Annotated in this window: 21 protein-coding genes; 14 read left to right on the forward strand and 7 right to left on the reverse strand. The window is 60.5% G+C overall.

Going from position 1 to position 26,032, the window contains the following annotated elements; translation table 11 throughout:
* Nucleotides 1–95 precede the first annotated feature (95 nt).
* Nucleotides 96–2,837, reverse strand: a complete 2,742-nt coding sequence (gene acnA / locus E4P00_RS01585; protein ID WP_078820618.1) for an aconitate hydratase AcnA — start codon at nucleotides 2,835–2,837, stop codon at nucleotides 96–98.
* Nucleotides 2,838–3,033: 196 nt separating this feature from the next.
* Here acnA and rlmM point away from each other — a divergent pair, with 196 nt between their 5' ends.
* A complete protein-coding gene (gene rlmM / locus E4P00_RS01590) occupies nucleotides 3,034–4,110 on the forward strand; it encodes a 23S rRNA (cytidine(2498)-2'-O)-methyltransferase RlmM (protein ID WP_078820619.1) in 1,077 nt (358 codons plus the stop codon).
* 126 nt (nucleotides 4,111–4,236) lie between these two features.
* The gene (gene tusA, locus E4P00_RS01595; RefSeq protein ID WP_032877224.1) at nucleotides 4,237–4,482 is read left to right on the forward strand and encodes a sulfurtransferase TusA; all 246 of its coding nucleotides are present in this window, start codon (nucleotides 4,237–4,239) and stop codon (nucleotides 4,480–4,482) included.
* On the opposite strand, the gene E4P00_RS01600 is transcribed toward tusA, so the two are convergent.
* Complete coding sequence (locus tag E4P00_RS01600) at nucleotides 4,479–5,873, reverse strand: MATE family efflux transporter (protein WP_032877223.1); 1,395 nt, start codon at nucleotides 5,871–5,873, stop codon at nucleotides 4,479–4,481. The two genes, tusA and E4P00_RS01600, sit on opposite strands and share 4 nt — an antisense overlap.
* A gap of 168 nt (nucleotides 5,874–6,041) precedes the next feature.
* On the opposite strand from E4P00_RS01600, the gene pdxB reads away from it, so the two are divergent.
* A complete protein-coding gene (pdxB, locus tag E4P00_RS01605) occupies nucleotides 6,042–7,184 on the forward strand; it encodes a 4-phosphoerythronate dehydrogenase PdxB (RefSeq protein ID WP_248130546.1) in 1,143 nt (380 codons plus the stop codon).
* Between the two features lie 53 nt (nucleotides 7,185–7,237).
* On the opposite strand, the gene E4P00_RS01610 is transcribed toward pdxB, so the two are convergent.
* The gene (locus E4P00_RS01610) at nucleotides 7,238–7,411 is read right to left on the reverse strand and encodes a PA1571 family protein (protein WP_057013325.1); all 174 of its coding nucleotides are present in this window, start codon (nucleotides 7,409–7,411) and stop codon (nucleotides 7,238–7,240) included.
* 236 nt (nucleotides 7,412–7,647) lie between these two features.
* On the opposite strand from E4P00_RS01610, the gene E4P00_RS01615 reads away from it, so the two are divergent.
* A complete protein-coding gene (locus E4P00_RS01615) occupies nucleotides 7,648–9,414 on the forward strand; it encodes an ABC transporter transmembrane domain-containing protein (RefSeq protein ID WP_179119801.1) in 1,767 nt (588 codons plus the stop codon).
* A gap of 135 nt (nucleotides 9,415–9,549) precedes the next feature.
* Here E4P00_RS01615 and E4P00_RS01620 read toward each other — a convergent pair whose 3' ends face one another.
* A complete protein-coding gene (locus tag E4P00_RS01620; RefSeq protein ID WP_248130547.1) occupies nucleotides 9,550–11,478 on the reverse strand; it encodes a transglycosylase SLT domain-containing protein in 1,929 nt (642 codons plus the stop codon).
* 213 nt (nucleotides 11,479–11,691) lie between these two features.
* On the opposite strand from E4P00_RS01620, the gene E4P00_RS01625 reads away from it, so the two are divergent.
* The gene (locus tag E4P00_RS01625) at nucleotides 11,692–13,611 is read left to right on the forward strand and encodes an ATP-binding cassette domain-containing protein (RefSeq protein ID WP_032877220.1); all 1,920 of its coding nucleotides are present in this window, start codon (nucleotides 11,692–11,694) and stop codon (nucleotides 13,609–13,611) included.
* Nucleotides 13,612–13,793: 182 nt separating this feature from the next.
* Here the strand turns inward: E4P00_RS01625 and E4P00_RS01630 are convergent, their stop codons facing one another.
* Nucleotides 13,794–14,234, reverse strand: a complete 441-nt coding sequence (locus tag E4P00_RS01630; protein ID WP_005786147.1) for a universal stress protein — start codon at nucleotides 14,232–14,234, stop codon at nucleotides 13,794–13,796.
* A gap of 105 nt (nucleotides 14,235–14,339) precedes the next feature.
* On the opposite strand from E4P00_RS01630, the gene E4P00_RS01635 reads away from it, so the two are divergent.
* From E4P00_RS01635 to E4P00_RS01665, 7 genes are all read left to right on the forward strand, one after another.
* Nucleotides 14,340–14,777 (forward strand): hypothetical protein, encoded by a 438-nt coding sequence (locus E4P00_RS01635; protein ID WP_148852352.1) that lies wholly within the window; start codon nucleotides 14,340–14,342, stop codon nucleotides 14,775–14,777.
* Between the two features lie 485 nt (nucleotides 14,778–15,262).
* Entirely contained in the window at nucleotides 15,263–17,410 is a 2,148-nt protein-coding gene (gene fadB / locus E4P00_RS01640) for a fatty acid oxidation complex subunit alpha FadB (RefSeq protein ID WP_005786151.1), read from the forward strand.
* Between the two features lie 29 nt (nucleotides 17,411–17,439).
* Nucleotides 17,440–18,615 (forward strand): acetyl-CoA C-acyltransferase FadA, encoded by a 1,176-nt coding sequence (gene fadA / locus E4P00_RS01645; protein WP_005786153.1) that lies wholly within the window; start codon nucleotides 17,440–17,442, stop codon nucleotides 18,613–18,615.
* A gap of 98 nt (nucleotides 18,616–18,713) precedes the next feature.
* A complete protein-coding gene (locus E4P00_RS01650) occupies nucleotides 18,714–18,950 on the forward strand; it encodes a DUF1653 domain-containing protein (RefSeq protein WP_046071494.1) in 237 nt (78 codons plus the stop codon).
* Nucleotides 18,951–19,064: 114 nt separating this feature from the next.
* Nucleotides 19,065–21,686 (forward strand): type I DNA topoisomerase, encoded by a 2,622-nt coding sequence (gene topA / locus E4P00_RS01655; protein ID WP_005786156.1) that lies wholly within the window; start codon nucleotides 19,065–19,067, stop codon nucleotides 21,684–21,686.
* A gap of 193 nt (nucleotides 21,687–21,879) precedes the next feature.
* Nucleotides 21,880–22,401 (forward strand): DUF6586 family protein, encoded by a 522-nt coding sequence (locus E4P00_RS01660; protein ID WP_032877217.1) that lies wholly within the window; start codon nucleotides 21,880–21,882, stop codon nucleotides 22,399–22,401.
* A gap of 115 nt (nucleotides 22,402–22,516) precedes the next feature.
* Nucleotides 22,517–22,750 carry a hypothetical protein gene (locus tag E4P00_RS01665; protein WP_005786160.1) on the forward strand — a complete coding sequence of 78 codons (234 nt, stop codon included), beginning with the start codon at nucleotides 22,517–22,519 and terminating at the stop codon, nucleotides 22,748–22,750.
* Between the two features lie 54 nt (nucleotides 22,751–22,804).
* Here the strand turns inward: E4P00_RS01665 and sulA are convergent, their stop codons facing one another.
* Nucleotides 22,805–23,278: an SOS-induced cell division inhibitor SulA gene (sulA, locus tag E4P00_RS01670; protein ID WP_005786162.1), complete on the reverse strand. Its 474-nt coding sequence runs from the start codon at nucleotides 23,276–23,278 to the stop codon at nucleotides 22,805–22,807.
* Between the two features lie 10 nt (nucleotides 23,279–23,288).
* Complete coding sequence (lexA, locus tag E4P00_RS01675) at nucleotides 23,289–23,897, reverse strand: transcriptional repressor LexA (RefSeq protein ID WP_003172575.1); 609 nt, start codon at nucleotides 23,895–23,897, stop codon at nucleotides 23,289–23,291.
* 263 nt (nucleotides 23,898–24,160) lie between these two features.
* Between lexA and E4P00_RS01680 the strand changes: the two genes are divergently transcribed.
* Both E4P00_RS01680 and nagZ read left to right on the forward strand, forming a co-directional pair.
* The gene (locus tag E4P00_RS01680; protein WP_005786171.1) at nucleotides 24,161–24,868 is read left to right on the forward strand and encodes a TetR/AcrR family transcriptional regulator; all 708 of its coding nucleotides are present in this window, start codon (nucleotides 24,161–24,163) and stop codon (nucleotides 24,866–24,868) included.
* Between the two features lie 136 nt (nucleotides 24,869–25,004).
* A complete protein-coding gene (nagZ, locus tag E4P00_RS01685) occupies nucleotides 25,005–26,015 on the forward strand; it encodes a beta-N-acetylhexosaminidase (RefSeq protein ID WP_046071498.1) in 1,011 nt (336 codons plus the stop codon).
* Nucleotides 26,016–26,032 lie beyond the last annotated feature (17 nt).

The raw sequence follows: 26,032 nt of genomic DNA on the forward strand, positions 1-26,032 counted from the left end.
GCTTGCTCCCGATAGCAGTGGATCAGTCAGCAAATGCCTAGCTGATACACCGCCATCGGGAGCAAGCCCCCTCCCACATTGGTTTGCAGTGTTGCTTATGACGCGATCAACTGCCGCAATACGTAGTGCAAGATCCCACCCGCTTTGAAGTACTCCACTTCATTCAAGGTATCAATCCGGCACAGCACCTCAACCTTCTCGCTGCTGCCATCTTCCCGAGTGATCATCAACGTCAGGTTCATGCGCGGTTCGACCTCGGCATCGGTCAGCCCGAGGATGTCGATCTTCTCCTTGCCGGTGAGCTTGAGCGTCTTGCGGTTCTGGTCCAGCTTGAACTGCAACGGCAACACGCCCATGCCCACCAGGTTGGAGCGGTGGATACGCTCGAAACTCTCGGCGATCACCGCCTTGACCCCCAGCAGGTTGGTACCCTTGGCCGCCCAGTCGCGGCTGGAACCGGTGCCGTATTCCTGGCCGGCAATCACCACCAGCGGCGTGCCTGAGGCCTGGTACTTCATGGATGCATCGTAGATCGCCATTTTTTCCCCGGTGGGGATATACAGCGTGTTGCCGCCTTCCTCGCCGCCCAGCATTTCATTGCGGATACGGATGTTGGCAAAGGTGCCACGCATCATCACTTCATGGTTGCCCCGGCGCGAGCCGTAGGAGTTGAAGTCACGCGGTTCCACCCCTTGCTCGCGCAGGTAGCGTCCGGCCGGGCTGTCGGTCTTGATATTGCCGGCAGGGGAGATGTGGTCGGTGGTCACCGAATCACCGAGCAGGGCCAGGATGTTGGCGCCCTTGACGTCCTTGATCACCGGCAGCGGGCCGGCAATGTCATCGAAGAACGGTGGGTGCTGGATGTAGGTGGAGTCCTTTTGCCACACGTAGGTCGCTGCCTGCGGCACTTCAATCGCCTGCCATTGCTCGTCACCGGCGAACACCTCGGCGTATTCCTTGTGGAACATGCTGGTGCTGACCTGGGCCACCGCCTCGGCGATTTCCTGGCTGCTGGGCCAGATATCTTTCAGGTACACCGGGTTTCCGCTCTGATCGTTACCCAGCGGTTCGCTGCTGATGTCGATGCGCACGGTGCCGGCCAACGCATAGGCGACTACCAGGGGCGGCGAGGCCAGCCAGTTGGTTTTCACCAGCGGGTGCACGCGGCCTTCGAAGTTGCGGTTACCCGACAGCACCGAGGCCACGGCGAGGTCGGCCTTCTGGATGGCTTTTTCGATAGGCTCGGGCAACGGCCCGGAGTTACCGATACAGGTGGTGCAGCCGTAGCCCACCAGGTCAAAACCGAGCTTGTCGAGGTACTGGGTGAGGCCCGCAGCCTTGTAATAGTCGGTGACCACCTTGGAGCCTGGGGCCAGCGAGGTCTTGACCCAAGGTTTGCGGGTCAGGCCCTTTTCCACGGCCTTTTTCGCCACCAACCCGGCCGCCATCATTACGCTGGGGTTGGAGGTGTTGGTGCAGGAGGTGATGGCGGCGATCACCACCGCGCCGTTTTTCAGGCGATAGGTGTTGCCTTCGTATTCATAATCGGCCTCACCGACCAGATCGGCGTTGCCCACGGCCACGCCGCCACCGCCTTCACTTTCCAGGCGGCCTTCTTCCTTGCTGGTGGGTTTGAATTGCAGGTCGAGGAAGTCGCTGAACGCTTGGCCGACATTCGGCAGGGATACCCGGTCTTGGGGGCGCTTGGGCCCGGCGAGGCTGGCTTCGACGCTGCCCATGTCCAGGGCCAGGGTGTCGGTGAACACCGGTTCCTGGCCGGCGTTGCGCCACAGGCCCTGGGCCTTGGTGTAGGCCTCCACCAGTTTGACCGTCTCAGCCGGGCGGCCGGACAGGCGCAGGTAGTCCAGCGTCACCTCATCCACTGGGAAAAAGCCACAGGTAGCGCCGTACTCCGGCGCCATGTTGGCGATGGTGGCGCGGTCGGCCAGGGGCAGGTCGGCCAGGCCGTCGCCGTAGAACTCGACGAACTTGCCCACTACGCCTTTCTTGCGCAGCATTTGTGTAACGGTGAGCACCAGGTCGGTGGCGGTGATGCCTTCCTTGAGCTTGCCGGTGAGCTTGAAGCCGATGACCTCCGGAATCAGCATCGACACCGGCTGGCCGAGCATGGCCGCTTCGGCTTCGATCCCACCCACGCCCCAGCCGAGTACGCCGAGGCCGTTGATCATGGTGGTATGGGAGTCGGTGCCGACCAGGGTGTCGGGGAAGGCGTACGTGCGGCCGTCTTCGTCCTTGGTCCACACGGTGCGGCCCAGGTATTCCAGGTTCACCTGGTGACAGATGCCGGTGCCAGGTGGCACGACGCTGAAGTTGTCAAAGGCGCTCTGGCCCCAGCGCAGGAAGGCGTAGCGTTCGCCGTTGCGCTGCATTTCGATGTCAACGTTCTGCTCAAAGGCGCTGGTGGTACCGAACTTGTCGACCATCACCGAGTGGTCGATCACCAGGTCCACCGGCGACAGCGGGTTGATGCGCTGCGGGTCACCGCCGGCCTTGGCCACGGCGGCGCGCATGGCGGCCAGGTCGACCACCGCGGGCACCCCGGTAAAGTCCTGCATCAGCACGCGGGCGGGGCGATACTGAATCTCGCGGTCCGACTGGCGCTCTTTGAGCCAGGCGGCGATGGCTTTGAGGTCGGTGCCGGTAACGGTCTTGGCATCTTCCCAGCGCAGCAGGTTTTCCAGCAGTACCTTGAGCGACATCGGCAGCTTGTCCAGATCACCCAGGCTCTTGGCGGCTTCGGGCAGGCTGAAGTAGTGGTAGGTCTTGCTGTCTATTTGCAGTGTCTTAAGGGTTCTCAGGCTATCAAGGGATGACATTACATGACTCCTTATGGTCCGCACGGCCACGGACCTGGCGGGACGAACAGAGCTAACACGTTAGCGCTGTTTTCATTAGCAGGCTAATAACTGGACTCTATCGCCGAGCCCAAGGTTCCGAACTCGGCTATCATGCGCGCGTTTTCATGACAGGCATTGCGATAGCGCAAGGTCAGTTGATTCACCAGGAGAGTAGATGAACACCCTTTTTATGCACTGCCGCCCGGGTTTTGAAGGCGAAGTCTGTTCCGAGATCGCGGAACACGCCGCGCGCCTGAACGTGTCCGGCTACGCCAAGGCCAAGACCGGCAGCGCCTGCGCCGAATTTGTCTGCACGGAAGAAGACGGCGCCCAGCGCTTGATGCACGGCCAGCGCTTCGCCGAGCTGATCTTCCCAAGGCAGTGGGCACGCGGGGTGTTTATCGACCTGCCGGAAACCGACCGCATCAGCGTGATCCTTACCCACCTGCGCGACTTCCCGGTGTGCGGCAGCCTGTGGTTGGAAATGGTCGACACCAATGACGGCAAGGAACTCTCCAACTTTTGCAAAAAATTCGAAGTGCACCTGCGCAAAGCCCTGCTGGGCGCCGGCAAGCTGGTGGACGACCCGAGCAAGCCGCGCCTGTTACTGACCTTCAAGAGCGGCCGCGAAGTGTTCATGGGGCTGGCCGAGTCGAACAACTCGGCAATGTGGCCGATGGGCATCCCGCGCCTCAAGTTCCCGCGTGACGCGCCCAGCCGCTCGACCTTGAAGCTGGAAGAGGCCTGGCATCACTTTATCCCCCGTGACCAGTGGGACGAGCGCCTGCACGGTGATATGACCGGCGTCGACCTCGGCGCAGCGCCAGGCGGTTGGACCTGGCAACTGGTCAACCGTGGCATGCTGGTCACCGCCATCGACAACGGCCCCATGGCCGAAAGCCTGATGGACACCGGCCTGGTGCAACACTTGATGGCTGACGGCTTCACCTTCGTGCCCAAGCAGCCGGTGGACTGGATGGTCTGCGATATCGTCGAGAAGCCTGCGCGCAACGCGGCGCTGCTGGAAACCTGGATCGGCGAGGGGCATTGCCGTGAGGCGGTGGTCAACCTGAAGTTGCCGATGAAGCAGCGTTACGCCGAAGTGAAGCGCCTGCTCGAACGCATCGAAGAGGGCTTCAAGGCGCGTGGCATACGGGTGGAAATCGGTTGCAAGCAGCTGTACCACGACCGCGAAGAAGTGACATGTCACCTGCGCCGTCTGGTGGACGTAAAGAAATCCAAAAGCCGCTGATAATAATTGTGGGAGCTGGCTTGCCTGCGAAAGCGGTATAACAGTCGAAATGTATGTTGAATGTGCCCCCGTCATCGCGGGCAAGCCCACTCCCACATAAGAGCGGGCCTGTTTCAGGAGTGAAGTATGAGTGTTGATTTACCCGTAGACGGCACCCTCGACGCCACCGGCCTCAACTGCCCGGAGCCGGTGATGATGCTGCACCAGCACATCCGTGACCTGCCGGCGGGCGGCTTGCTCAAGGTGATCGCCACCGACCCGTCGACCCGTCGTGATATTCCCAAATTCTGCGTTTTTCTTGACCACGAACTGGTGGATCAACAGGAAGATGCTGGCACCTACCTGTACTGGATCCGCAAGAAAGCCGATTAAGCCAGCGCCTTTTCGGCCCGAATGCGCCGGCGTGCACTGCGCGCCAGGCGCACCAGCAACATCCCCGCCGCACAGCTCAAACCCACGATCAGCCCTTGCCATAAACCGCTTGGGCCGCTGGGTTCGCCGAGCCAGTCGGTCAGCCCTAGGGCATAACCCACCGGCAGCCCCACGCCCCAATAGGCGAACAAGGTCAGCACCATGGTCACCCGGGTGTCCTGGTAGCCGCGCAAAGCACCGGCGGCAGTGACCTGAATCGAGTCGGAGAACTGGAACAGCGCCGAGAACACAATCAGCATCGACGCCAGGTGGATGACCACCGGGTCGGGCGTGTAGATCGCCGCGATCTGCTCACGAAACACCAGCATCAGGCTGCACGACAGGCACGCATAGGCCAGTGCAGTGCCCATGCCGACCCCGGCGGCGAAGCGCGCTTCACGCGGTTCGCCACGCCCCAGGGCCTGGCCGACGCGCACGGTCACGGCCATGCTCAGGGAGTAGGGGATCATGAATACCAAAGAACTGACATTCAACGCGATCTGATGGCCGGAAACCACGGTGGCGCCCAGGCTGCCAAGCAACAGGGCAATCACCGCGAATATGCTCGACTCGGCGAAGATCGCTACGCCAATCGGCAGGCCGATGCCCAGGATGCGCTTGATTACCGCCCATTTCGGCCAGTCAAAGCGCTTGAACAGTTCGCTGCTCTGGTACACCGGGCCCCAGCGCGTCCAGCCAGCCAGGCCGAGCATCATCACCCACATCGCAATGGCCGTGGCCCAGCCGCAACCCACGCCGCCCATGGCCGGTACGCCGAAGTGGCCGTAGATGAAGATGTAGTTCAGCGGAATATTCAGCGCCAGGCCGCACAGGCCCATGACCATGCTCGGCCGCGTACGGCCCAGGCCATCACTGAAGCAGCGCAGCACGTAATACAGCGCAATTGCCGGCATCCCCGCGGCGATGCCGTGCAGGTAACCCATGGACGGCTCGATCAGGTCGGGCTCGACCTTCATCGCATGCAGGATCGGCTCGGCACATAGCAACAGCACCGCGCCGCAGAGGCCGACCACCACGGCCAACCACAACGATTGGCGCACCAACGGTCCGATCTCTGTGAGTTTTCCCGCGCCATAGCGCTCGGCCACTTTCGGCGTGGTGGCCAGCAAGGTGCCGGTCATCAGCAGGTACACCGGGATCCAGATCGAGTTACCCAGGCCGACCGCCGCAAGGTCCTGGGGGCTGACACGCCCGGCCATCACCGCATCGACAAAACTCATCGCAGTAGTTGCCAATTGGCCGATCATGATCGGCAAGGCCAGCGTCAGCAGGCCGCGCACTTCCCGGCTGATGCGGGCTGGGCGGGAAAGGGTAGCGGTGGCAGTGTTCACGTACAGGTGTCCAATAAAAAAGCAGTCGCAAGGACGGCGGATTCTACGCTTTGACGCAGTGGTCAGGAAAAAACCTGTGTTGCTGATTTGTAATGCAGCCCCACAGGGATCTGTTGTGTTAGTTGAATCCCATGCCTGTACACTGCTGATCCGCCAAAGGAGCCTGCCATGCTGATTGTTGCCGACGAAAATATTCCGCTGCTTGATGACTTTTTCCAGGGGTTTGGCGAGATTCGCCGCGTGCCTGGGCGGTCCATCGACCGCGCTACCGTCGAGCAGGCCGACGTGCTGCTGGTGCGCTCGGTGACCAACGTCAACCGTGCCCTGCTCGAAGGCAGCAACGTACGCTTTGTCGGCACCTGCACCATCGGCACCGACCATCTGGACCTGGACTTTTTCAAGCGGGCAGGGATCCAGTGGGCCAGCGCGCCTGGCTGCAATGCGCGGGGGGTTGTGGATTACGTACTCGGCAGCTTGCACACCCTGGCCGAAATCGAAGGCGTCGAGTTGGGCTCGCGCAACTACGGTGTCGTCGGTGCCGGTGAGGTGGGCGGGCGACTGGTCAAGGTCCTCAAGGGCCTGGGTTGGAACGTGCTGGTGTGCGACCCGCCGCGCCAGATCGCCGAGGACGGCGACTACGTCAGCCTGCAACAGATCATCGAGCAGTGCGATGTGATCAGCTTGCACACGCCGCTGATCAAGTCCGGCAATGGCGCCACCTGGCATTTATTCGACCGCCAGCGCCTGGAGCAACTCAAGCCCGGCACCTGGCTGATCAACGCCAGCCGTGGCGCGGTGGTGGACAACGCCGCGCTGCGCGAGGTGCTGCTGGCCCGCGAAGACCTGCAATCGGTGCTGGATGTGTGGGAAGGCGAGCCGCAAGTGGACGTCGACCTGGCTGACCTGTGCGTGCTGGCCACGCCGCATATCGCCGGCTACAGCCTCGATGGCAAGCAGCGCGGCACCGCGCAGATCTACCAGGCATTTTGCGCGCACCTGGGCCACGAACCGAGCGTTCAGCTCAGTGATTTATTGCCGGCAGCGTGGCTGGACGAAGTCCACCTGGACGCTTCAACCGATCCGGCCTGGGCACTGGCGGCCCTGTGCCGCAGCGTGTACGACCCGCGCCGTGATGATGCAGATTTTCGTCGCAGCCTGGTGGGGACCGTGCAGGAGCAGCGCCAGTCCTTCGATTTGCTGCGCAAGCACTACCCGCAGCGCCGTGAGATAGATGGCCTGAAAGTGCGCATCAAGGGCGAGTCGACGGCGCTGTCGGCTATCGTTTCGGCTCTGGGCGCTGAAACGCTGTAAACACCCATAAAAAACCCGGCCACCTGGGCCGGGTTTGAAAGAGCGTGGGCACTTCAGCCTTGCTGGGCAGGTTTGACCAGTCGCTGTTCCAGCTCGCTGCAGGCTTGCTGGATCATCTCTTCGGTAATCTGCACCTCGCGGCCCTTGGCATCGATATACGAGCAAGGCAACACCTGCTGCTGGCGGATCACTTCAATCTTGGCGTTGCTGCTATCTTGCAAGGTCATGGCCTGTCTCCTCATCAGGTTGTGTACCTATCTTAAATCCCCCGCATGAACGCGCTGTTACAACTCCTTGCACGCTCATCGGTTCGAACACCCAGTCCACCAGAAACCGGTACATATTTCCAGATGAGTCTTAGACCGATAGCCTCTAGCGGCCTGTATCGGCGGGCATAATTAACCTGACTCATTGTTATTTGCGCAAGTTCCCCCAATGTTGAAGTACAGATTCCTCATTGGTGGTGCCTTCCATGCTCTCAACCCGTCAACGCCGTGCGATCCGCCTGGCCAGCCGCTTTATTGCGCCCTACCGCTGGCAGGCCCTGGGCGCCTTGCTGGCGCTGATCGTCACCGCCGGCATCACCTTGTCCATGGGGCAGGGCATTCGCCTTCTGGTCGACCAGGGTTTCATGACCCAGTCACCGCACTTGCTCAACCAGTCCATCGGCTTGTTCATGGTGCTGGTGCTGGGCCTGGCTGTGGGTACGTTCACGCGGTTTTACCTGGTGTCGTGGATTGGCGAGCGCGTGGTGGCCGATATTCGCCGGCAAGTGTTCAACCACCTGATCTACCTGCACCCAGGCTTCTATGAGAACAACCGCAGCTCGGAGATCCAGTCGCGGCTGACCACCGATACCACGTTGCTGCAATCGGTGATCGGCTCGTCGCTGTCGCTGTTCCTGCGCAACGCCCTGATGGTCATCGGCGGCATCGTGTTGCTGTTCATCACCAACCCCAAGCTCACCAGCATCGTGGTGGTGGCGCTGCCGCTGGTACTGGCGCCGATCCTGATCTTCGGGCGCCGGGTGCGCAGCCTGTCGCGTCTGAGCCAGGATCGTATTGCCGACGTCGGCAGCTATGTCGCCGAGACCTTGGGCCAGATCAAAACGGTGCAGGCCTACAACCACCAGGTGCAGGACGAACAGCGTTTCGCTGTTACCGTGGAGGACGCGTTCACCACCGCACGTAAACGCATCCTGCAACGCTCCTGGCTGATAACCCTGGTGATCATGCTGGTGCTCGGCGCCGTGGGCGTGATGCTATGGGTAGGTGGCATGGACGTGATCAGCGGGCGCATTTCCGGCGGTGAGCTGGCGGCGTTTGTGTTCTATAGCCTGATAGTCGGCAGTGCGGTTGGCACTCTGAGCGAAGTGCTCGGCGAGTTGCAGCGCGCTGCCGGTGCGGCCGAGCGTATCGGTGAGCTGTTGCAGTCGAGCAACGACATCCAGGCGCCGGCCGATGGCAGCGAACGCTTGCCGCAGCGGGTCAGTGGCCGCATGGAGCTGCAAGATCTGCGCTTTTGCTACCCCTCACGGCCGGACAGTTACGCCATTGATGGCTTGAACCTGACCATCAATCCCGGCGAAACCCTGGCGCTGGTAGGCCCATCAGGCGCGGGTAAATCGACAATCTTCGACCTGCTGCTGCGCTTCTACGATCCCCAGCAAGGGCGCATCCTGCTCGAAGGCCGCCCGCTGACCGAGCTGGACCCCCTGGACCTGCGTCGCCACTTTGCACTGGTGTCCCAGAGCCCGGCGCTGTTTTTCGGCAGCGTCGAGGACAACATTCGCTACGGCAACCCGTCCGCCACCATGGCCCAGGTCGAAGCCGCTGCGCGCATCGCCCATGCCCACGATTTCATCCTGCAAATGCCCGAGGGCTACCAGACCCACCTCGGCGACGGTGGCCTGGGCCTCTCTGGCGGCCAGCGCCAACGCCTGGCCATCGCCCGCGCCTTGTTGGTCGACGCGCCGATCCTGCTGCTGGACGAAGCCACCAGCGCCCTCGACGCGCAGAGTGAGCACCTGATCCAGCAAGCGCTGCCGCAATTGATGCAAGGAAGAACCACGCTGGTGATCGCTCACCGTCTGGCGACCGTCAAGAATGCCGATCGAATAGCGGTGATGGATCAGGGCAAACTGGTGGCGGTGGGCACGCACCAGGAGTTGATTGCGAGCAATCCACTGTATGCGCGGTTGGCGGCGCTGCAGTTCAGCGCAGATCACTAGCGCCATAAGCATTGCAGAAATGCCAATGTGAGAGGGGGCTTGCTCCCGATAGCAGAGTGTCAATCAGCAGTTTTGTTGCTGACCCACCGCTATCGGGAGCAAGCCCCCTCCCACATTGGAAGCAGGTTCAGTGCCTTACTGGTCGTCGAAGTACCGCTCATGCCAATCCACCAGCGGCTGCGGCGAATTGAGCTTCTGCCCGTAGATCACCGAATAAGACAGCACGTTCTGCACATACTGGCGGGTTTTGTCGAACGGGATGCTTTCAACCCACACATCGAAGCTCAGGTGGTCTGCACCGCGCAGCCATTGGCGCACGCGGCCGGGGCCGGCGTTGTAGGCGGCGGAAGCGAGCACACGGTTGCCGTTGAACTGGCTGTGCACCTGGCTCAGGTAGGCGGCGCCGAGCTGGATATTTTTATCCGGGTCCAGCACCTGGGCCGGGGAGGCCAGGGGGATGCTGAATTTGCGTGCGGTTTCCTTGGCGGTGCCGGGCATCAGTTGCATCAGGCCGCTGGCGCCAACGCCGGAGCGGGCATCGTCCATAAACGCGCTTTCCTGACGCGTGATGGCAAATATCCAGCTTGAATGCAGGCCGCGCACCTTGGCTTCGCGCACCAGGGTATCGCGGTGCGCCATCGGGAAGCGGATGTCCAGGTCGTCCCAGTACTGCGCCTGGCTGATGGTACGGATCGCCGGGAAGTACCACTTCATGTCGTAGGCCAACTTGGCCTGGGCGACCATTTCGTCACGGTTGAAGTGCCGGCTGACGTGGTACCACTCGCGGCGACCGTCCACGATCTGGCCACGGGCGTAGAACTCCAGGGCGCGGCGCACCCCGGGGGTATTGCGGACCTTGTTGACCAATGCCTGGCTCATCACCAGCGGCTTGTTGTTCAGTTGGTAAGGGGATTTGGAACGGTCAGCAGCAAGGAAACCGTAGAAGTCCCGTTCCTTGGCCACGTTTTTGTACAGCACCAGGGCCTGCGGGTTTTTCGGTTCGGCCAGCTCCAGGCTGCGCGCCTGCCAGTAGCGCCAGCGGTTAGTGGTGGCCAGGTCTTGTGGGAGTTTGCGGGTCAACTGGTAGGCATCTTCCCAGCGTGCCAGGCGCAACAGCAGGCGCAGGCGCCATTCGGACACGGTGTTGTCGCGCAGTTCCGGGTCGTACTTGGTCATCACGTCCAGCGCACGTGGGTCGAAGCGCTTGGCCAGGGTCAGGCCAATCTCGCGGGCAATCGACACCTTTTCGTCACGGGAGAAGTGCATGCTGCTGGCGTAGCCGTCGAGCAGGGCCATGGCCTTGTCCGGATCCTGGCGGGCCAGGCGGCGCAGGCCCAGGCCGACGGCGTCAGACATCGCCTCGGTGGCCGGCAGGAAGCGTGACGGATCGCTGAGCATGTCAGGCTTTTGCGCCACATCCACCATCAGGCGGCCTTGGGCGCCTAGGGTTGGCAGGGTCTTCACCAGGCTGTTGGCCAGCGCGTAATTGCGGGCTTCGGCGGCGAGCTTGGTGCGGTCCCAAATCTTCTGTTCGGTCAGTTGGCCGGCAGCGGCCCATTGGCCGAAGGTGGCATCACAGGCGGCGGGCTGGGATTTGCCGGTCATCCACAACTTTTCAGCGGTCTTGTAGCCTTCAGCCTTCAGATTGTGGCTGAGCTGGTACTGGCCATGCAGGCAGTCCAGCTCGACGAAATTGAGCTTGGTGTCGTAGTACTTTTCAAAGGTCTGCCAATCGCCACGCTCGGCCAGCCAGCGCAGCCAACGCAGTTTCATCCAGTTGGCCTGGGGCAGGTCGCCGTGTTTGGCGAGGAACTGTTCGATTTCCTCGTTGCTCGCGGTTTTCAGGCGTGCAGTCAGCTCGTCATACGCCAGGTACGGCGTGAGCGGGTAGTCGGCCAGGGCCTGGCTGTATTGCATGTACGGGCCGCTGTCGCCCTTGGCCAGGGCGCGTTTGGCTTGATCGTAATACTGACGTTGGGTGGTGAGGTCCACCGCCTGGGCGGTTTGAACGGCAGTGGCGGAAAGAAGCAGACAAGATAAAAAGTTGAAAAGGCGACTGCGCATGAGACGTCCGTGCAGAGAAATCACGACTAGCACCGGCACTGCCGACACTGATTGCCCCTAGCTTAGCCTTTTGCCAGCGGCCCGCGAAAGCTTTGCCGTCTGGTTCGTTCAAGTTCGCCGGAAATGTCCTACAGAACGTGTCAATAGAGAAAATGCCGACCGCATCCCACCCTCAAGTCAGGTAGAATGCGCGCCCAGTTTTTGGAGAAGCGTATGACCCTGCTCAAATTCAGCGATGTGTCCCTTGCTTTCGGCGCCATGCCGTTGTTGGACAAGGTGTCCTGGCAGATCGCCCGTGGTGAGCGGGTGTGCATCATCGGCCGCAACGGCACCGGCAAGTCCAGCATGATGAAGCTGGTAAAAGGCGACCAGAAGCCTGATGACGGCTCTGTCTGGCGTGCCCCGGGCCTCAAGATCGGCGAATTGCCGCAGGAATTGCCGGTGGCCGACGGACGGACAGTGTTCGACGTGGTTGCCGAAGGCCTGGACGGCGTCGGCGAGTTGCTCGCGCAATACCATCACCTGGCGCAGAACTGCGTCACCGAGGAAGACCTGGACAAGCTGATGCACGTCCAGCAAGACCTCGAAGCCCGTGACGGCTGGCGCTTGCAGCAACTGGTGGACAGCACCCTGAGCCGCCTGCAACTGCCGGCCGACAAGACCCTCGCCGAATTGTCCGGCGGCTGGCGTCGCCGTGTGCTGCTGGCCCAGGCCCTGGTGTCCGAGCCGGACCTGCTGTTGCTCGACGAACCGACCAACCACCTGGACATCGGCGCCATCGCCTGGCTTGAAGAAGCCATCAAGGACTTCCAGGGCGCCGTGCTGTTTATCACGCACGACCGTGCTTTCCTGCAGAGCCTGGCCACGCGCATCCTCGAGCTGGACCGTGGCGGCCTGATCGACTGGAACGGCGACTACGCCAGCTTCCTGGTGCACAAGGAAGCCGCCCTGGCTGCCGAAGAAACCGCCAACGCGCTGTTTGACAAAAAGCTGGCCCAGGAAGAAGTCTGGATCCGCCAGGGCATCAAGGCCCGTCGCACCCGTAACGAAGGCCGCGTGCGTGCCTTGAAAGCCTTGCGCGTGGAGCGCAGTGAGCGCCGCGAGCGTACCGGCAAGGCCAATATCCAGCTGGACACCGCCGACAAGTCGGGCAAGCAGGTAATGGTGCTGGAGAACGTCAGCTTCCATCACCCGGACGGCCCGTTCCTGATCAAGGACTTCTCCATGGTCCTGCAGCGTGGCGATCGTATCGGCCTGCTGGGCGCCAACGGTACCGGCAAGACCACCTTGCTCAAGCTGATGCTCAGCGGTCTGCAACCGACCAGCGGCAAGGTAGAAGAGGGCACTCGCATCGACGTGGCCTACTTTGACCAGTTGCGCCACCAGTTGGACCTGGAAAAGACCGTGATCGACAACGTCGCCGAAGGTCGCGACTTTATCGACATCGACGGCCAGAGCCGCCACGTACTCAGCTACCTGGGCGACTTCCTGTTCAGCCCGCAACGTGCGCGCACGCCGGTCAAGGCCTTGTCTGGTGGTGAGCGTGCGCGTTTGCTGCTGGCCAAGCTGTTCAGCAAGCCGGCCAACCTGCTGGTGCTCGACGAACCGACCAACGACTTGGATGTGGAAACCCTTGAGTTGCTCGAAGAAGTGCTGCTGACGTTCAACGGCACTGTGCTGATGGTCAGCCACGACCGGGAATTCCTCGACAACGTGGTCACCAGCACTCTGGTCTTCGAAGGCGAAGGCAAGGTGCGCGAATACGTCGGTGGTTACCAGGACTGGTTGCGTCAGGGTGGTTCGCCACGTCTGCTGGGCGTGACCGAGAGCAAGTCCGGCAAGGCCGACCTGACCTCGGCGGTGGTGACTCCTGTGCAAGAGGCTGCACCGGCCCAGGAAGCTGCACCCGCGGCCAAGAAGAAGCTCAGCTACAAGCTGCAGCGTGAGCTGGAAGCCTTGCCGGGTGAGATCGACGCCAAGGAACAGCAGATTGCTGCGGTCGAAGCTGAAATGGCTGACGCCGGTTTCTATCTGCGACCCGCGGCTGAAACCGCCAAGGTCATCGCTTCCCTGGAGACGTTGAACCAGGAGCTGGAAGCGTTGGTTGAGCGTTGGGCCGAGCTGGATGCCTGAGTAATCGCACCGCAATAAAAAAGCCCGGCACTCTTCTATGAGCGCCGGGCTTTTTAATATGAAATGCGATTCAACTGTGGGAGCTGGCTTGCCTGCGATAGCGGTGTAACAGCCACCTGATGCATCAACTGACAGGCTGTTATCGCAGGCAAGCCAGCTCCCACATTAGACCTTCATCGGTCTTACGAACTCTTTGCCAGTTTGACGGCCAGTACATCGCAAGGCGCGCCGTGCAATACATCATTGGCGGTGGAGCCCAGCAACAGTGCCAGGCCATGACGGCCGTGGCTGCCGACCACGATCAGGTCACAGGCCTTTTCCTTGGCCAAGTGGTGGATTTCCTGACGCGGTTGGCCGTATGTCAGGTGGCAGTCTTCCTTTTTCAGGTGCGGGTATTTGAGAATCAAGCGGTCCAGGCGCTCCTTGGCCTGGTCGAATTGTTGTTGCTGCAACTGGGAAAGGTCCATCGGTACGTCACCGCCAAAGGCCATGGCCATGGGCTCGACGATATGCACCAGCGACAGTATGGCGCCATTGGCCAATGCGGATTCCTGCGCGCGCTTGATCACCGGATCGCACTCTTCGGTCAGATCGACAGCGACCAGAATATGTTTGTAGGGCATGAGGCGTTCCTCCAAGGGACTGCAATAAGTTCAGTATGGCTGCTTTCAAGCGGATGGGGTTGCGTCAGGTCAAATCCGCTCATCTAGAAATTCGGGAGTACACATATGACGGTGTGGATAGTGGTGTCAATCCTTGCGGTGGTTTTAAGCCCCCTGGCCTGGCTGCGCCCGTCGCGTGGGCAGAGCGGGCGCATGGCCCTGCGCATGGAGGCACGCCGCATCGGCCTGGCCATGCAGTTGGCGCCCCAGGAATGGCCGCACTGGCTCAAGCAAGAGCCGCCGAGCCCTTGTGCGCAGTACTGTCGACCGCGGCGTGGGAGCACGCCGGCTATCTGGAGTTACTGGCAGTTGGAGCCGGGTGTGTGGGTCAATCAATGGCGCGAAGAGTGTGTGGATGAAAAGTTGTTGCCGTATTTTGCGACGCTGCCGGCGAACGTCTACAAAATTGAAGCGGACAAGCAAATGATCGCGTTGTATTGGGGCGAGAAGGGCGACGCGAGCGTGCTGAAAGACATCGATGCGCTGCTCAAGGCTCTGGCCTGACCCCGCGTTTGTAGGACCGAGCAAGCTCGCTCCTACAGAGATCGGGCAATAAAAAGCCCGACTTCATCATCGGGCTGGAGGTGGCCAGGCAGGCCGGTAAATCTGCAAGTTCCCGCTAGCCTAGCCGTATATCCCTTTCTGTACAGCCGCTTCCCACATCTTTTCTATTATTGATCTTGTGAATATTTGAATATTGACGGGTTGCCTGCCTGTGGGCCTGGTTCTGAAATGACTGGAAAGTCGCGTTTTACCTAGCCTTTGGAGCGATTGACAATTGCCCGGAATTGGATGAAGGTGGCGTACCCAAATCAAACGGGCGTATGAATTGAGCGTTTGTCCTACAGGCAGCTCAGACATAACCCCGACTATCGCACTGGCGGGTGTGCCTGGCGGATGGGTTTGAGCATTGATGCGACTATCAACGTCAAACCAGAGGCCAGCGTCCGGTGTGTACTGTTCAGCTTCCATATCGTGGAGATCAGTTGATGATTTACGAAGGTAAAGCCATCACGGTTAAGGCTCTTGAAAGTGGCATCGTCGAATTGAAATTCGACCTCAAGGGTGAGTCCGTCAACAAGTTCAACCGTCTAACCCTGAACGAACTGCGTCAGGCCGTAGACACCATCAAAGCAGATGCTTCGGTCAAGGGCGTGATCGTCTCCAGCGGCAAGGACGTGTTTATCGTCGGCGCTGACATCACCGAATTCGTCGACAACTTCAAGCTGCCCGATGCCGAGCTGGTGGCTGGCAACCTCGAAGCCAACAAGATCTTCAGCGATTTCGAAGACCTCAACGTGCCGACCGTTGCCGCGATCAATGGCATTGCGTTGGGTGGCGGCCTGGAAATGTGCCTGGCAGCGGATTTCCGTGTCATGTCCGCGACCGCCAAGATCGGCCTGCCGGAAGTCAAACTGGGCATCTACCCGGGCTTCGGCGGTACCGTGCGCCTGCCGCGCCTGATCGGTGCCGACAATGCGATCGAATGGATCGCCGCCGGTAAGGAAAACAAGGCCGAGGACGCACTGAAGGTCGGTGCCGTCGACGCAGTGGTGGCTCCGGACAAACTGGCCGAAGCCGCGCTGAACCTGATCAAGGGCGCCATCAGCGGCGAATTTGACTACAAGGCCAAGCGTCAGCCGAAGCTGGAAAAACTCAAGCTCAACGCTATCGAACAGATGATGTCGTTCGAAACCGCCAAAGGTTTCGTGGCAGGCCAGGCCGGCCCGAACTACCCGGCCCCGGTTGAAGCGATCAAGACCATCCAGAAGGCCGCGAACTTCGGTCGCGACAAAGCCCTGGAAGTGGAAGCGGCAGGCTTCGTCAAACTGGCGAAAACCTCGGCGGCCCAGAGCCTGATCGGCCTGTTCCTGAACGATCAGGAACTGAAGAAAAAGGCCAAGGCCTACGACGAAATTGCCAAGGACGTGAAACAGGCTGCCGTACTCGGCGCCGGTATCATGGGCGGCGGTATCGCCTATCAGTCGGCGTCCAAAGGCACGCCGATCCTGATGAAAGACATCAACGAGCACGGTATCGAGCAGGGCCTGGCCGAAGCCGCCAAGCTGCTGGTGGGCCGCGTTGATAAAGGTCGCATGACCGCTGCAAAAATGGCTGAAGTGCTCAATGGCATTCGTCCTACGCTGTCCTACGGCGATTTCGGCCACGTCGACCTGGTGGTCGAAGCGGTAGTCGAGAACCCGAAGGTCAAGCAGGCGGTATTGGCTGAAGTGGAAGCCCAGGTCAAAGACGACACTATCCTGGCCTCCAACACCTCGACCATTTCCATTTCGCTGCTGGCCAAGGCCCTCAAACGTCCGGAAAACTTCGTCGGCATGCACTTCTTCAACCCGGTGCACATGATGCCACTGGTGGAAGTGATCCGTGGCGAGAAGTCCAGCGAGCTGGCCGTTGCCACCACCGTTGCCTACGCCAAGAAAATGGGCAAGAACCCGATCGTGGTCAACGACTGCCCGGGCTTTTTGGTCAACCGCGTGCTGTTCCCCTACTTCGGCGGTTTCGCCAAGTTGGTCAGTGCCGGTGTGGACTTCGTGCGCATCGACAAGGTCATGGAGAAATTCGGCTGGCCCATGGGCCCGGCGTACCTGATGGACGTGGTCGGCATCGACACCGGCCACCACGGCCGCGACGTGATGGCTGAGGGCTTCCCGGACCGCATGAAAGACGACCGCCGCTCGGCGATCGACGCGCTGTACGAGGCCAAGCGCCTGGGCCAGAAGAACGGCAAGGGCTTCTACGCCTACGAGGCCGACAAGAAGGGCAAGCAGAAGAAAGTCGCCGACCCGTCGGTGCACGAAGTGCTCGCTCCGGTCATCTACGAACAGCGTGAGGTGTCGGACGAGGACATCATCAACTGGATGATGATCGCCCTGTGCCTGGAAACCGTACGTTGCCTGGAAGACGGCATCGTCGAAACCGCCGCCGAAGCCGATATGGGCCTGGTGTACGGTATTGGTTTCCCTCCATTCCGTGGTGGTGCACTGCGCTACATCGATTCGATCGGTGTGGCCGAGTTCGTTGCCCTGGCTGACAAATACGCTGATTTGGGCCCGCTGTACCACCCGACCGCGAAGCTGCGTGAAATGGCCAAGAATGGCCAGAGCTTCTTCGGTTAAGCGCCCAATCGACTAGAGCGAGAATATTTATGAGCTTGAATCCAAGAGACGTCGTGATTGTCGACTTCGGTCGTACTCCGATGGGCCGCTCCAAGGGCGGCATGCACCGCAACACCCGCGCTGAAGACATGTCGGCGCACCTGATCAGCAAGCTGCTGGAACGTAACGTCAAGGTTGACCCGAACGAAGTCGAAGACGTGATCTGGGGCTGCGTCAACCAGACCCTGGAGCAGGGCTGGAACATCGCGCGCATGGCGTCGTTGATGACTCAGATCCCGCACACCGCAGCGGGCCAGACCGTCAGCCGCCTGTGTGGCTCGTCGATGAGCGCGCTGCACACCGCTGCGCAAGCGATCATGACCGGCAACGGTGATGTATTCGTGGTCGGCGGCGTGGAACATATGGGCCACGTCAGCATGATGCACGGCGTCGATCCCAACCCGCACATGTCGCTGTACGCAGCGAAAGCCTCGGGCATGATGGGCCTGACCGCGGAAATGCTTGGCAAGATGCACGGCATCACTCGCGAAGCCCAGGACGCGTTCGGCCTGCGTTCCCACCAGCTCGCCCACAAGGCGACCGTGGAAGGCAAGTTCAAGGATGAGATCATCCCGATGAACGGCTACGACGAGAACGGTTTCCTGAAACTGTTCGACTACGACGAAACCATTCGTCCGGACACCACCCTGGAAAGCCTCGCGGCGTTGAAGCCTGCGTTCAATCCAAAGGGCGGCACCGTGACAGCCGGTACGTCGTCGCAGATCACCGACGGTGCTTCGTGCATGATCGTGATGTCGGCGCAGCGTGCCCAGGACCTGGGTATCCAGCCGCTGGCCGTGATCCGTTCGATGGCGGTAGCAGGTGTGGACCCGGCGATCATGGGCTATGGTCCAGTACCGGCCACACAAAAAGCCTTGAAGCGCGCGGGCCTTTCCATCTCCGATATCGACTTCTTCGAGCTCAACGAAGCTTTCGCCGCACAGGCCCTGCCAGTGCTGAAAGATTTGAAAGTACTCGACAAGATGAACGAGAAGGTTAACCTGCACGGCGGTGCGATTGCCCTGGGCCACCCATTCGGTTGCTCCGGTGCACGTATCTCCGGCACTTTGCTTAACGTGATGAAGCAAAATGGCGGCAACCTTGGGGTTGCAACCATGTGCATTGGTCTCGGCCAAGGCATCTCCACCGTCTTCGAACGCGTCTAAACGTTCGGTTGACGGAAGCCGGGGCCCAGTGCCCCGGTTTTTGTTTTTTGGAACTTTTTAATATTTTTTTTCAACAAATTTTGTACGAGGGCCAGAGCATGAAAGTCGAACCAGGGCTCTACCAACATTATAAGGGGCCGCAGTACCGCGTTTTCAGCGTGGCACGGCACTCCGAAACCGAAGAAGAAGTGGTGTTTTACCAAGCACTGTATGGCGAATACGGCTTTTGGGTGCGTCCCTTGAGCATGTTCCTTCAGACCGTTGAAGTTGACGGCGAGCAGGTCCCGCGCTTTGCTTTGGTCCAGGCCGAACCCAGTCTTTTTAAAGGGCAATAACGGCAGGTCGCGCAGAATGCTGCGCTTGACCTCACCTTGTTGCCACTATATATAGCGTTGCCGCGACAGGCGCCAACTGCCTTTCACTTCTCGAATTCAGGAATTTTCCGATCCATGGGCAAATCGCTGGTCATTGTGGAATCCCCGGCTAAGGCCAAGACCATCAACAAGTACTTGGGCAACGAGTACGTGGTGAAGTCGAGTATCGGCCATATCCGAGACCTGCCCACCAGCGGTTCGGCTAGCGCCAGCAAGGAGCCTGCCGCCAAGCGCGGCAAGGCGGCCGCGGGCGAAGGTCCGGTGCTCAGCCCTAAAGAGAAAGCGCGCAAGCAGCTGGTCTCGCGCATGGGTGTGGACCCGGACCATGGCTGGAAGGCCAAGTACGAAATCCTTCCGGGCAAGGAAAAGGTCATCGAAGAGCTGCGCCGGCTCGCCAAGGATGCTGACACCATCTATCTCGCGACGGACTTGGACCGCGAAGGGGAAGCCATTGCCTGGCACCTGCGCGAAGCCATCGGCGGTGATGACAGCCGCTACAAGCGTGTGGTGTTCAACGAAATCACCAAGAAAGCCATCCAGGAAGCCTTCTCCAAGCCGGGCGAGCTGGATATTGACCGCGTCAACGCCCAGCAGGCCCGTCGCTTCCTCGACCGCGTCGTGGGCTACATGGTCTCGCCACTGCTGTGGGCGAAAATTGCCCGTGGTTTGTCCGCCGGCCGTGTGCAATCGGTTGCGGTGAAGCTGGTGGTGGAGCGTGAGCGTGAGATTCGTGCGTTCAACCCCGAAGAATACTGGGAAGTGCACGCCGATCTCGGCACCGCCAAGGGCGCCAACGTGCGCTTTGAAGTGGCCCGCGAGAAAGGCGAGGCCTTCAAGCCGCTGAACGAAGCCCAGGCCATGGCCGCGCTGGAGAAGCTCAAGGCCTCCAGCTACAGCATCGTCAAGCGCGAAGACAAACCGACCAGCAGCAAGCCGTCGGCGCCGTTTATCACTTCTACCCTGCAACAGGCCGCGAGCAACCGCCTGGGCTTCGGGGTGAAGAAGACCATGATGATGGCCCAGCGTCTGTATGAAGCCGGTTACATCACCTACATGCGTACCGACTCCACCAACCTGTCGCAAGACGCGGTGGCGATGGCGCGCACGTATATTGAAAGCGAATTCGGCAAGACCTATCTGCCGGAGAAGCCGAACGTCTACAGCAGCAAGGAAGGCGCACAAGAGGCTCACGAAGCGATTCGTCCTTCCGACGCCAACACCACGCCCGCCAAGCTGAGCGGCATGGAGCGTGACGCTGAGCGCCTCTACGAGCTGATCTGGCGCCAGTTCCTGGCCTGCCAGATGCTGCCGGCGCAATACCTGTCTACCACTGTCAGTGTGGGCGCTGGCGACTTCGAGCTGCGCGCCAAGGGCCGTATCCTCAAGTTCGACGGCTACACCCGTGTCATGCCGCAAATCGCCAAGCCTGGCGATGACGACGTGCTGCCGGACATGGCCCAGGGCGATACGTTGAAGCTGATCAAGCTCGACCCGTCCCAGCACTTCACCAAGCCGCCGGCGCGCTATTCCGAAGCCAGCCTGGTGAAAGAGATGGAAAAGCGCGGTATCGGTCGCCCGTCGACCTATGCAGCGATCATTTCTACCATCCAGGACCGTGGCTACGTCGCGCTGCACAACCGTCGTTTTTATTCGGAAAAGATGGGCGATATCGTTACCGAGCGTCTGTCCGAGAGCTTCTCCAACTTGATGGACTACGGCTTCACCGCCGGTATGGAAGAGAACCTCGATGACGTGGCCCAGGGCGAGCGCGACTGGAAAAACGTGCTGGATGAGTTCTACGGCGACTTCAAGAAAAAACTCGAAGTGGCCGAGAACCCTGAGAGCGGTATGCGCGCCAACCAGCCGGTGATGACGGATATTCCGTGCACCACCTGCGGTCGACCAATGCAGATTCGTACCGCCTCCACGGGCGTGTTCCTCGGTTGCTCAGGCTACAGCCTGCCGCCCAAAGAGCGCTGCAAGGCGACCGTCAACCTGGTGCCGGGCGATGAAATCGCGGCTGATGACGAGGGTGAATCCGAGTCGCTGGTGCTGCGTGGCAAGCACCGCTGCCCGATCTGCAGCACGGCGATGGACGCCTACCTGCTGGACGAGAAGCACAAGTTGCACATCTGCGGTAACAACCCCGATTGCAATGGCTACGAGATCGAAGAGGGCACCTACCGCATCAAAGGCTATGAAGGTCCGAGCCTGGAATGCGATAAGTGCGGCAGCGAGATGCAGCTCAAGACCGGCCGTTTCGGCAAGTTCTTCGGCTGCACCAATCCTACCTGCAAGAACACGCGCAAACTGCTCAAAAGCGGTGATGCGGCGCCGCCGAAGATGGATCCGGTGAAGATGCCGGAGCTCAAGTGCGAAAAGGTCAACGACACCTACATCCTGCGTGACGGTGCTTCGGGGCTGTTCCTGGCTGCCAGCCAGTTCCCGAAAAACCGCGAGACCCGTGCGCCGCTGGTGATGGAGATCGTGCCGCACAAGGACGAGATCGATCCGAAGTACCACTTCCTGTGTGAAGCGCCGAAGAAGGACCCGGATGGTCGCCCAGCCGTAATCCGCTACAGCCGCAAGACCAAGGAGCAGTACGTGCAGACCGAAGTGGACGGCAAGCCTACCGGCTGGAAAGCGTTCTACGACGGCGGCAAGTGGAAGGTCGAGGACAAGCGCCAGGGCGCTTGATCCGTCGGATGCGCTGAAGATCCAATGTGGGAGGGGGCTTGCCCCCGATGAGGGAGTGTCAGTTGATACATCTGTAACTGACCCACCGCCATCGGGAGCAAGCCCCCTCCCACATTTGCACTTGCAGTACGTTCGGCTGATCCGTGACACTGTTCAGCCAGCATCACGCCTATTCGTTGTGGAGATTGCCGTCATGGCCAACGAACTCTATACCCGTACCAATCAGAAAATTTACTTCGCGGGTTTATCCCTGGACGCCCTTGGCCGTGCAGAGGAAGGGAAGGAGATGAATGCCATCGCGCTGGTGCAGGCGGGGCGCGAAGCGGCCTTGTTTCATCTCTATGGCGCGTTGCTGGGGCTGTGCCATGAAATTGCAGGGTTCTATCGCTTGCCCCAGGCGGGTGCCCCCCGTGCAGAAATGATCATGAATCGTGAAGTGCTCGATTCGATGGCGATCCCTGAGTTGGCCGAGTTGGTGGAAATGGCCCAGAGCCCTGACAGTTGGGTGGCACGGCTGCTCAAGGCCCATGCCGATATGTTCCATCCACCACGTATTCCCCATGTGCCCAAGGGCGATGTCACCCAGCCGCTGATCGTTGCCGTGGCGTTGGAACAGGATGAGCCCAAGCCCTTGGGGCGCGAAGAGTTGGAAGGCTGGCGCCAGGAGCTGAAAAAGATGGCGCTGCGTTTTCGTGAGGGGTTGAACGAGTGCTGAAGGTAGGTGCTCGCCGGGCACCATTCATCAAGCCGTAAAGAAACCTGCCCGGTTCCTCTGCGAGGCTGGGTGGATGACTGATATAATCTCGGCCTTTCGTGGAGAACAGACTTTTATGCCAACGTCCTTTCTGGAAATTGTTGAACTGCCTGATGGCCGAATCGAACTGCGCCGGGCTGAGGACGAAGGTTCTCTGGTTATTCTGGATTTTTCCGAAGATGCCAAAGTGTTCCTGCAGGGCCAGCACGTGGAAGTGGCTAAAGCCATGTTGAGCGTGGGCGTGCAGATGGCAGGTCGCCTGGCTGAAGGCGAGCCGGAGAAGGACGACGGCCCGCGGGTACTTCACTGAAGTCTTGTGGTGAAGGGGCTTCCAAGCCCGATCACTGCAAGCCAAGCTGTAGTTTTATCCCAAACGAATATTCAAACTCTGAGCGTCGCCCGTACGTGCGGCACTGATGAGTTGCTGCTTGGCGCTCGCATTCAACGGATTCAACCAGCTCACCACCGTATGACTGCGGCCTAGACGCAAGGCCTCACAGGTCAACTGCTGGGCGCTCTGCGCTCCCCGTGGCTGCAACAGCAGGATGCGCTCGCGGTTGAGGCCGGCGTCCCGCAGCCAGGCCTGGGTCAGGCTGGCGGGTGGGGCGATCAGCGTCAGCCAGCGTGCGTCCTGGTCTTCGCTCAATTCGCGCAGAATTGGCGCCAGCAGGTTCAGGCAGCTTTCGGCTGCACCGCGCAACGACAATTCACTGAACGCCTCAGGTTCACCGCCCCAGGGGGCTTCGACCGTTTCCTTGAGGATGGGCGCAAGGGGTTGGGCCATAAAGGCCTCGAACAGCGACAGTTGTGTGTGTTGTGGGGTGTGCACGAGCTGCATGATGCCTCCTTTAGCGGCGAATGACGCCGACACTCAAGCCTTCGATCACCAGGTCCTGATCTTTCAGGTTGACTTCAATCGGGGCGAACTCAGGGTTCTCGGCCAGTAGCCAGACCTTGCTGCCTTCACGCTTGAAGCGTTTGACCGTGACCTCATCGCCGATACGGGCGACGACGATCTGGCCATTGCGGGCTTCACGGGTGGTATGCACGGCGAGCAGGTCGCCATCGAAGATGCCTACGTCCTTCATGCTCATGCCGTGCACACGCAACAGATAGTCGGCGCGAGGATGGAAGAAGGTCGGGTTGATGTTGCAGGATTCCTCGACGTGCTGCTGCGCCAGGATCGGCGCACCGGCAGCGACGCGGCCGATGATCGGTAGTGTCGATTCGTCGGCCTTGGCTTCAAAGCCAGGGATGCGGATACCGCGTGAAGCCCCTGGAGTCATCTCGATCGCGCCTTTGCGAGCGAGCGCCTTGAGGTGTTCTTCCGCGGCATTCGGGGACTTGAACCCCAGTTCCAGGGCAATCTCCGCACGGGTAGGCGGGTAACCGTTGTCATCGAGGCAGCGCTTGATGAAGGCCAGAATCTCGGCTTGGCGTGGCGTCAGTTTTAGCATGTTGATCGCTCTGTCTTTTTATACAGTGACTGGGATTATATACAGTGAACTGCGCTTGGCAATCATCCTTTTGCGCGACTCCGCTGGACGGTCATGCGTCACCCTTCCTACAACGTAGATAGGGTGTTGCCTACACGGCGAAAGGGATGTGATTAAATAGCGATGAAAGGGGTGACTGCCCGGCCGGAAAGCGAACCCGCAGGCTTGACAAGACACACTCTGAAACGTATGTTTCAAACAAGTGTTTGTCAGGCGGAGTAGCCATGGCCCAGTCGGAAACCGTTGAACGCATTCTCGATGCTGCCGAGCAATTGTTCGCGGAAAAAGGATTTGCTGAAACCTCATTGCGGCTGATCACCAGCAAGGCTGGGGTCAACCTCGCTGCCGTGAACTATCATTTCGGCTCGAAAAAAGCCCTGATCCAAGCGGTGTTTTCCCGCTTCCTGGGGCCATTCTGTGCCAGCCTCGACCGTGAGTTGGAGCGCCGCCAGGCCAAGGCTGATCACAAGCCAAGCCTGGAAGAGCTGCTGGAAATTCTTGTAGAGCAGGCGTTGGTCGTGCAACCTCGCAGTGGTAATGACCTGTCGATCTTCATGCGCCTGCTGGGCCTGGCGTTCAGCCAGAGCCAAGGCCACCTGCGTCGTTACCTGGAAGACATGTACGGCAAAGTATTCCGCCGCTATATGTTGCTGGTCAACGAGGCGGCCCCACGTATTCCGCCTATCGAACTGTTCTGGCGCGTGCATTTCATGCTCGGCGCTGCGGCGTTCAGCATGTCCGGGATCAAGGCGTTGCGAGCGATAGCCGAGACCGATTTCGGCGTGAACACCTCGATCGAACAGGTGATGCGCCTGATGGTGCCGTTCCTCGCTGCGGGTATGCGCGCCGAGACCGGCGTCACCGACTCGACCATGGCCGCCGCCCAACTGCGCCCGCGCAGCAAAACTGCACCGGTCGCCGCCAAGGTTTGATCGCCCCTGGGTGTGCGTGGCCGCTAGCATCCGCTAAGCTAGCCGCCATGCCGATTTCAGCTATTTATCCGCAACCCGTCGTGCTGACCGTGCCTGGTCAGCCCGACGGGTTGTGTGCGTTATTTAAGGAAGGTTTATGACTGCTGCCCTGCAAGGTTCTTTGATGGTCGACGTTGCCGGTACCTGGCTGACGGCCGAGGATCGTCACCTGTTGCGCCAACCGGAAGTGGGCGGTCTGATTATTTTTGCGCGCAATATCGAGCATCCACGCCAGGTTCGCGAGCTGAGTGCGGCGATCCGTGCGGTGCGCCCGGACCTGCTGCTGGCGGTCGACCAGGAAGGCGGGCGCGTACAGCGCCTGCGCCAGGGCTTTGTGCGCCTGCCAGCCATGCGCGCGCTGGCCGATAACCCCAACGCTGAATACCTGGCAGAACAGTGCGGCTGGATCATGGCCACCGAAGTACTGGCCGTGGGTCTCGACCTGAGTTTCGCCCCAGTGCTGGACCTGGATTACCAACGCAGCGCCGTGGTCGGCACTCGCTCCTTCGAAGGCGACCCCGAGCGCGCCGCCGTACTGGCCGGTGCCTTTATTCGCGGCATGAACAGCGCCGGTATGGCCGCCACCGGCAAGCACTTCCCCGGGCACGGTTGGGCCGAGGCCGATTCCCACGTCGCGATTCCCAATGACGAACGCAGCCTGGAACAGATTCGCGCCAACGACCTGGTGCCTTTCGCACGCTTGAGCAAGCAATTGGCCGCAGTAATGCCTGCGCATGTGATCTACCCGCAGGTCGACAGCCAGCCCGCCGGGTTCTCACGCCGTTGGTTGCAGGACATCCTGCGCGGCGAGTTGCAGTTCGACGGGGTGATTTTCAGTGATGACCTGTCCATGGCGGGCGCCCACGTGGTGGGTGATGCGGCGAGTCGGATCGAGGCGGCGCTGACGGCGGGTTGTGACATGGGGCTGGTGTGCAATGACCGCGCGGCTGCCGAGCTGGCACTCACCGCCGCGCAGCGGATGAAGGTTACGCCGTCGGCGCGGATTGCGCGTATGCGTGGGCAGGCGGTTGCGTCGACTGATTACAAACAGGATCCGCGCTGGTTGACGGCTCTCACAGCGTTGCGGGACGCTCAGCTGATTGAGTGAACGGCGCCTGTGCTGTT

This window comes from Pseudomonas sp. B329, from assembly GCF_023127835.1.
In the GTDB taxonomy this organism is placed as follows: domain Bacteria; phylum Pseudomonadota; class Gammaproteobacteria; order Pseudomonadales; family Pseudomonadaceae; genus Aquipseudomonas; species Aquipseudomonas synxantha_A.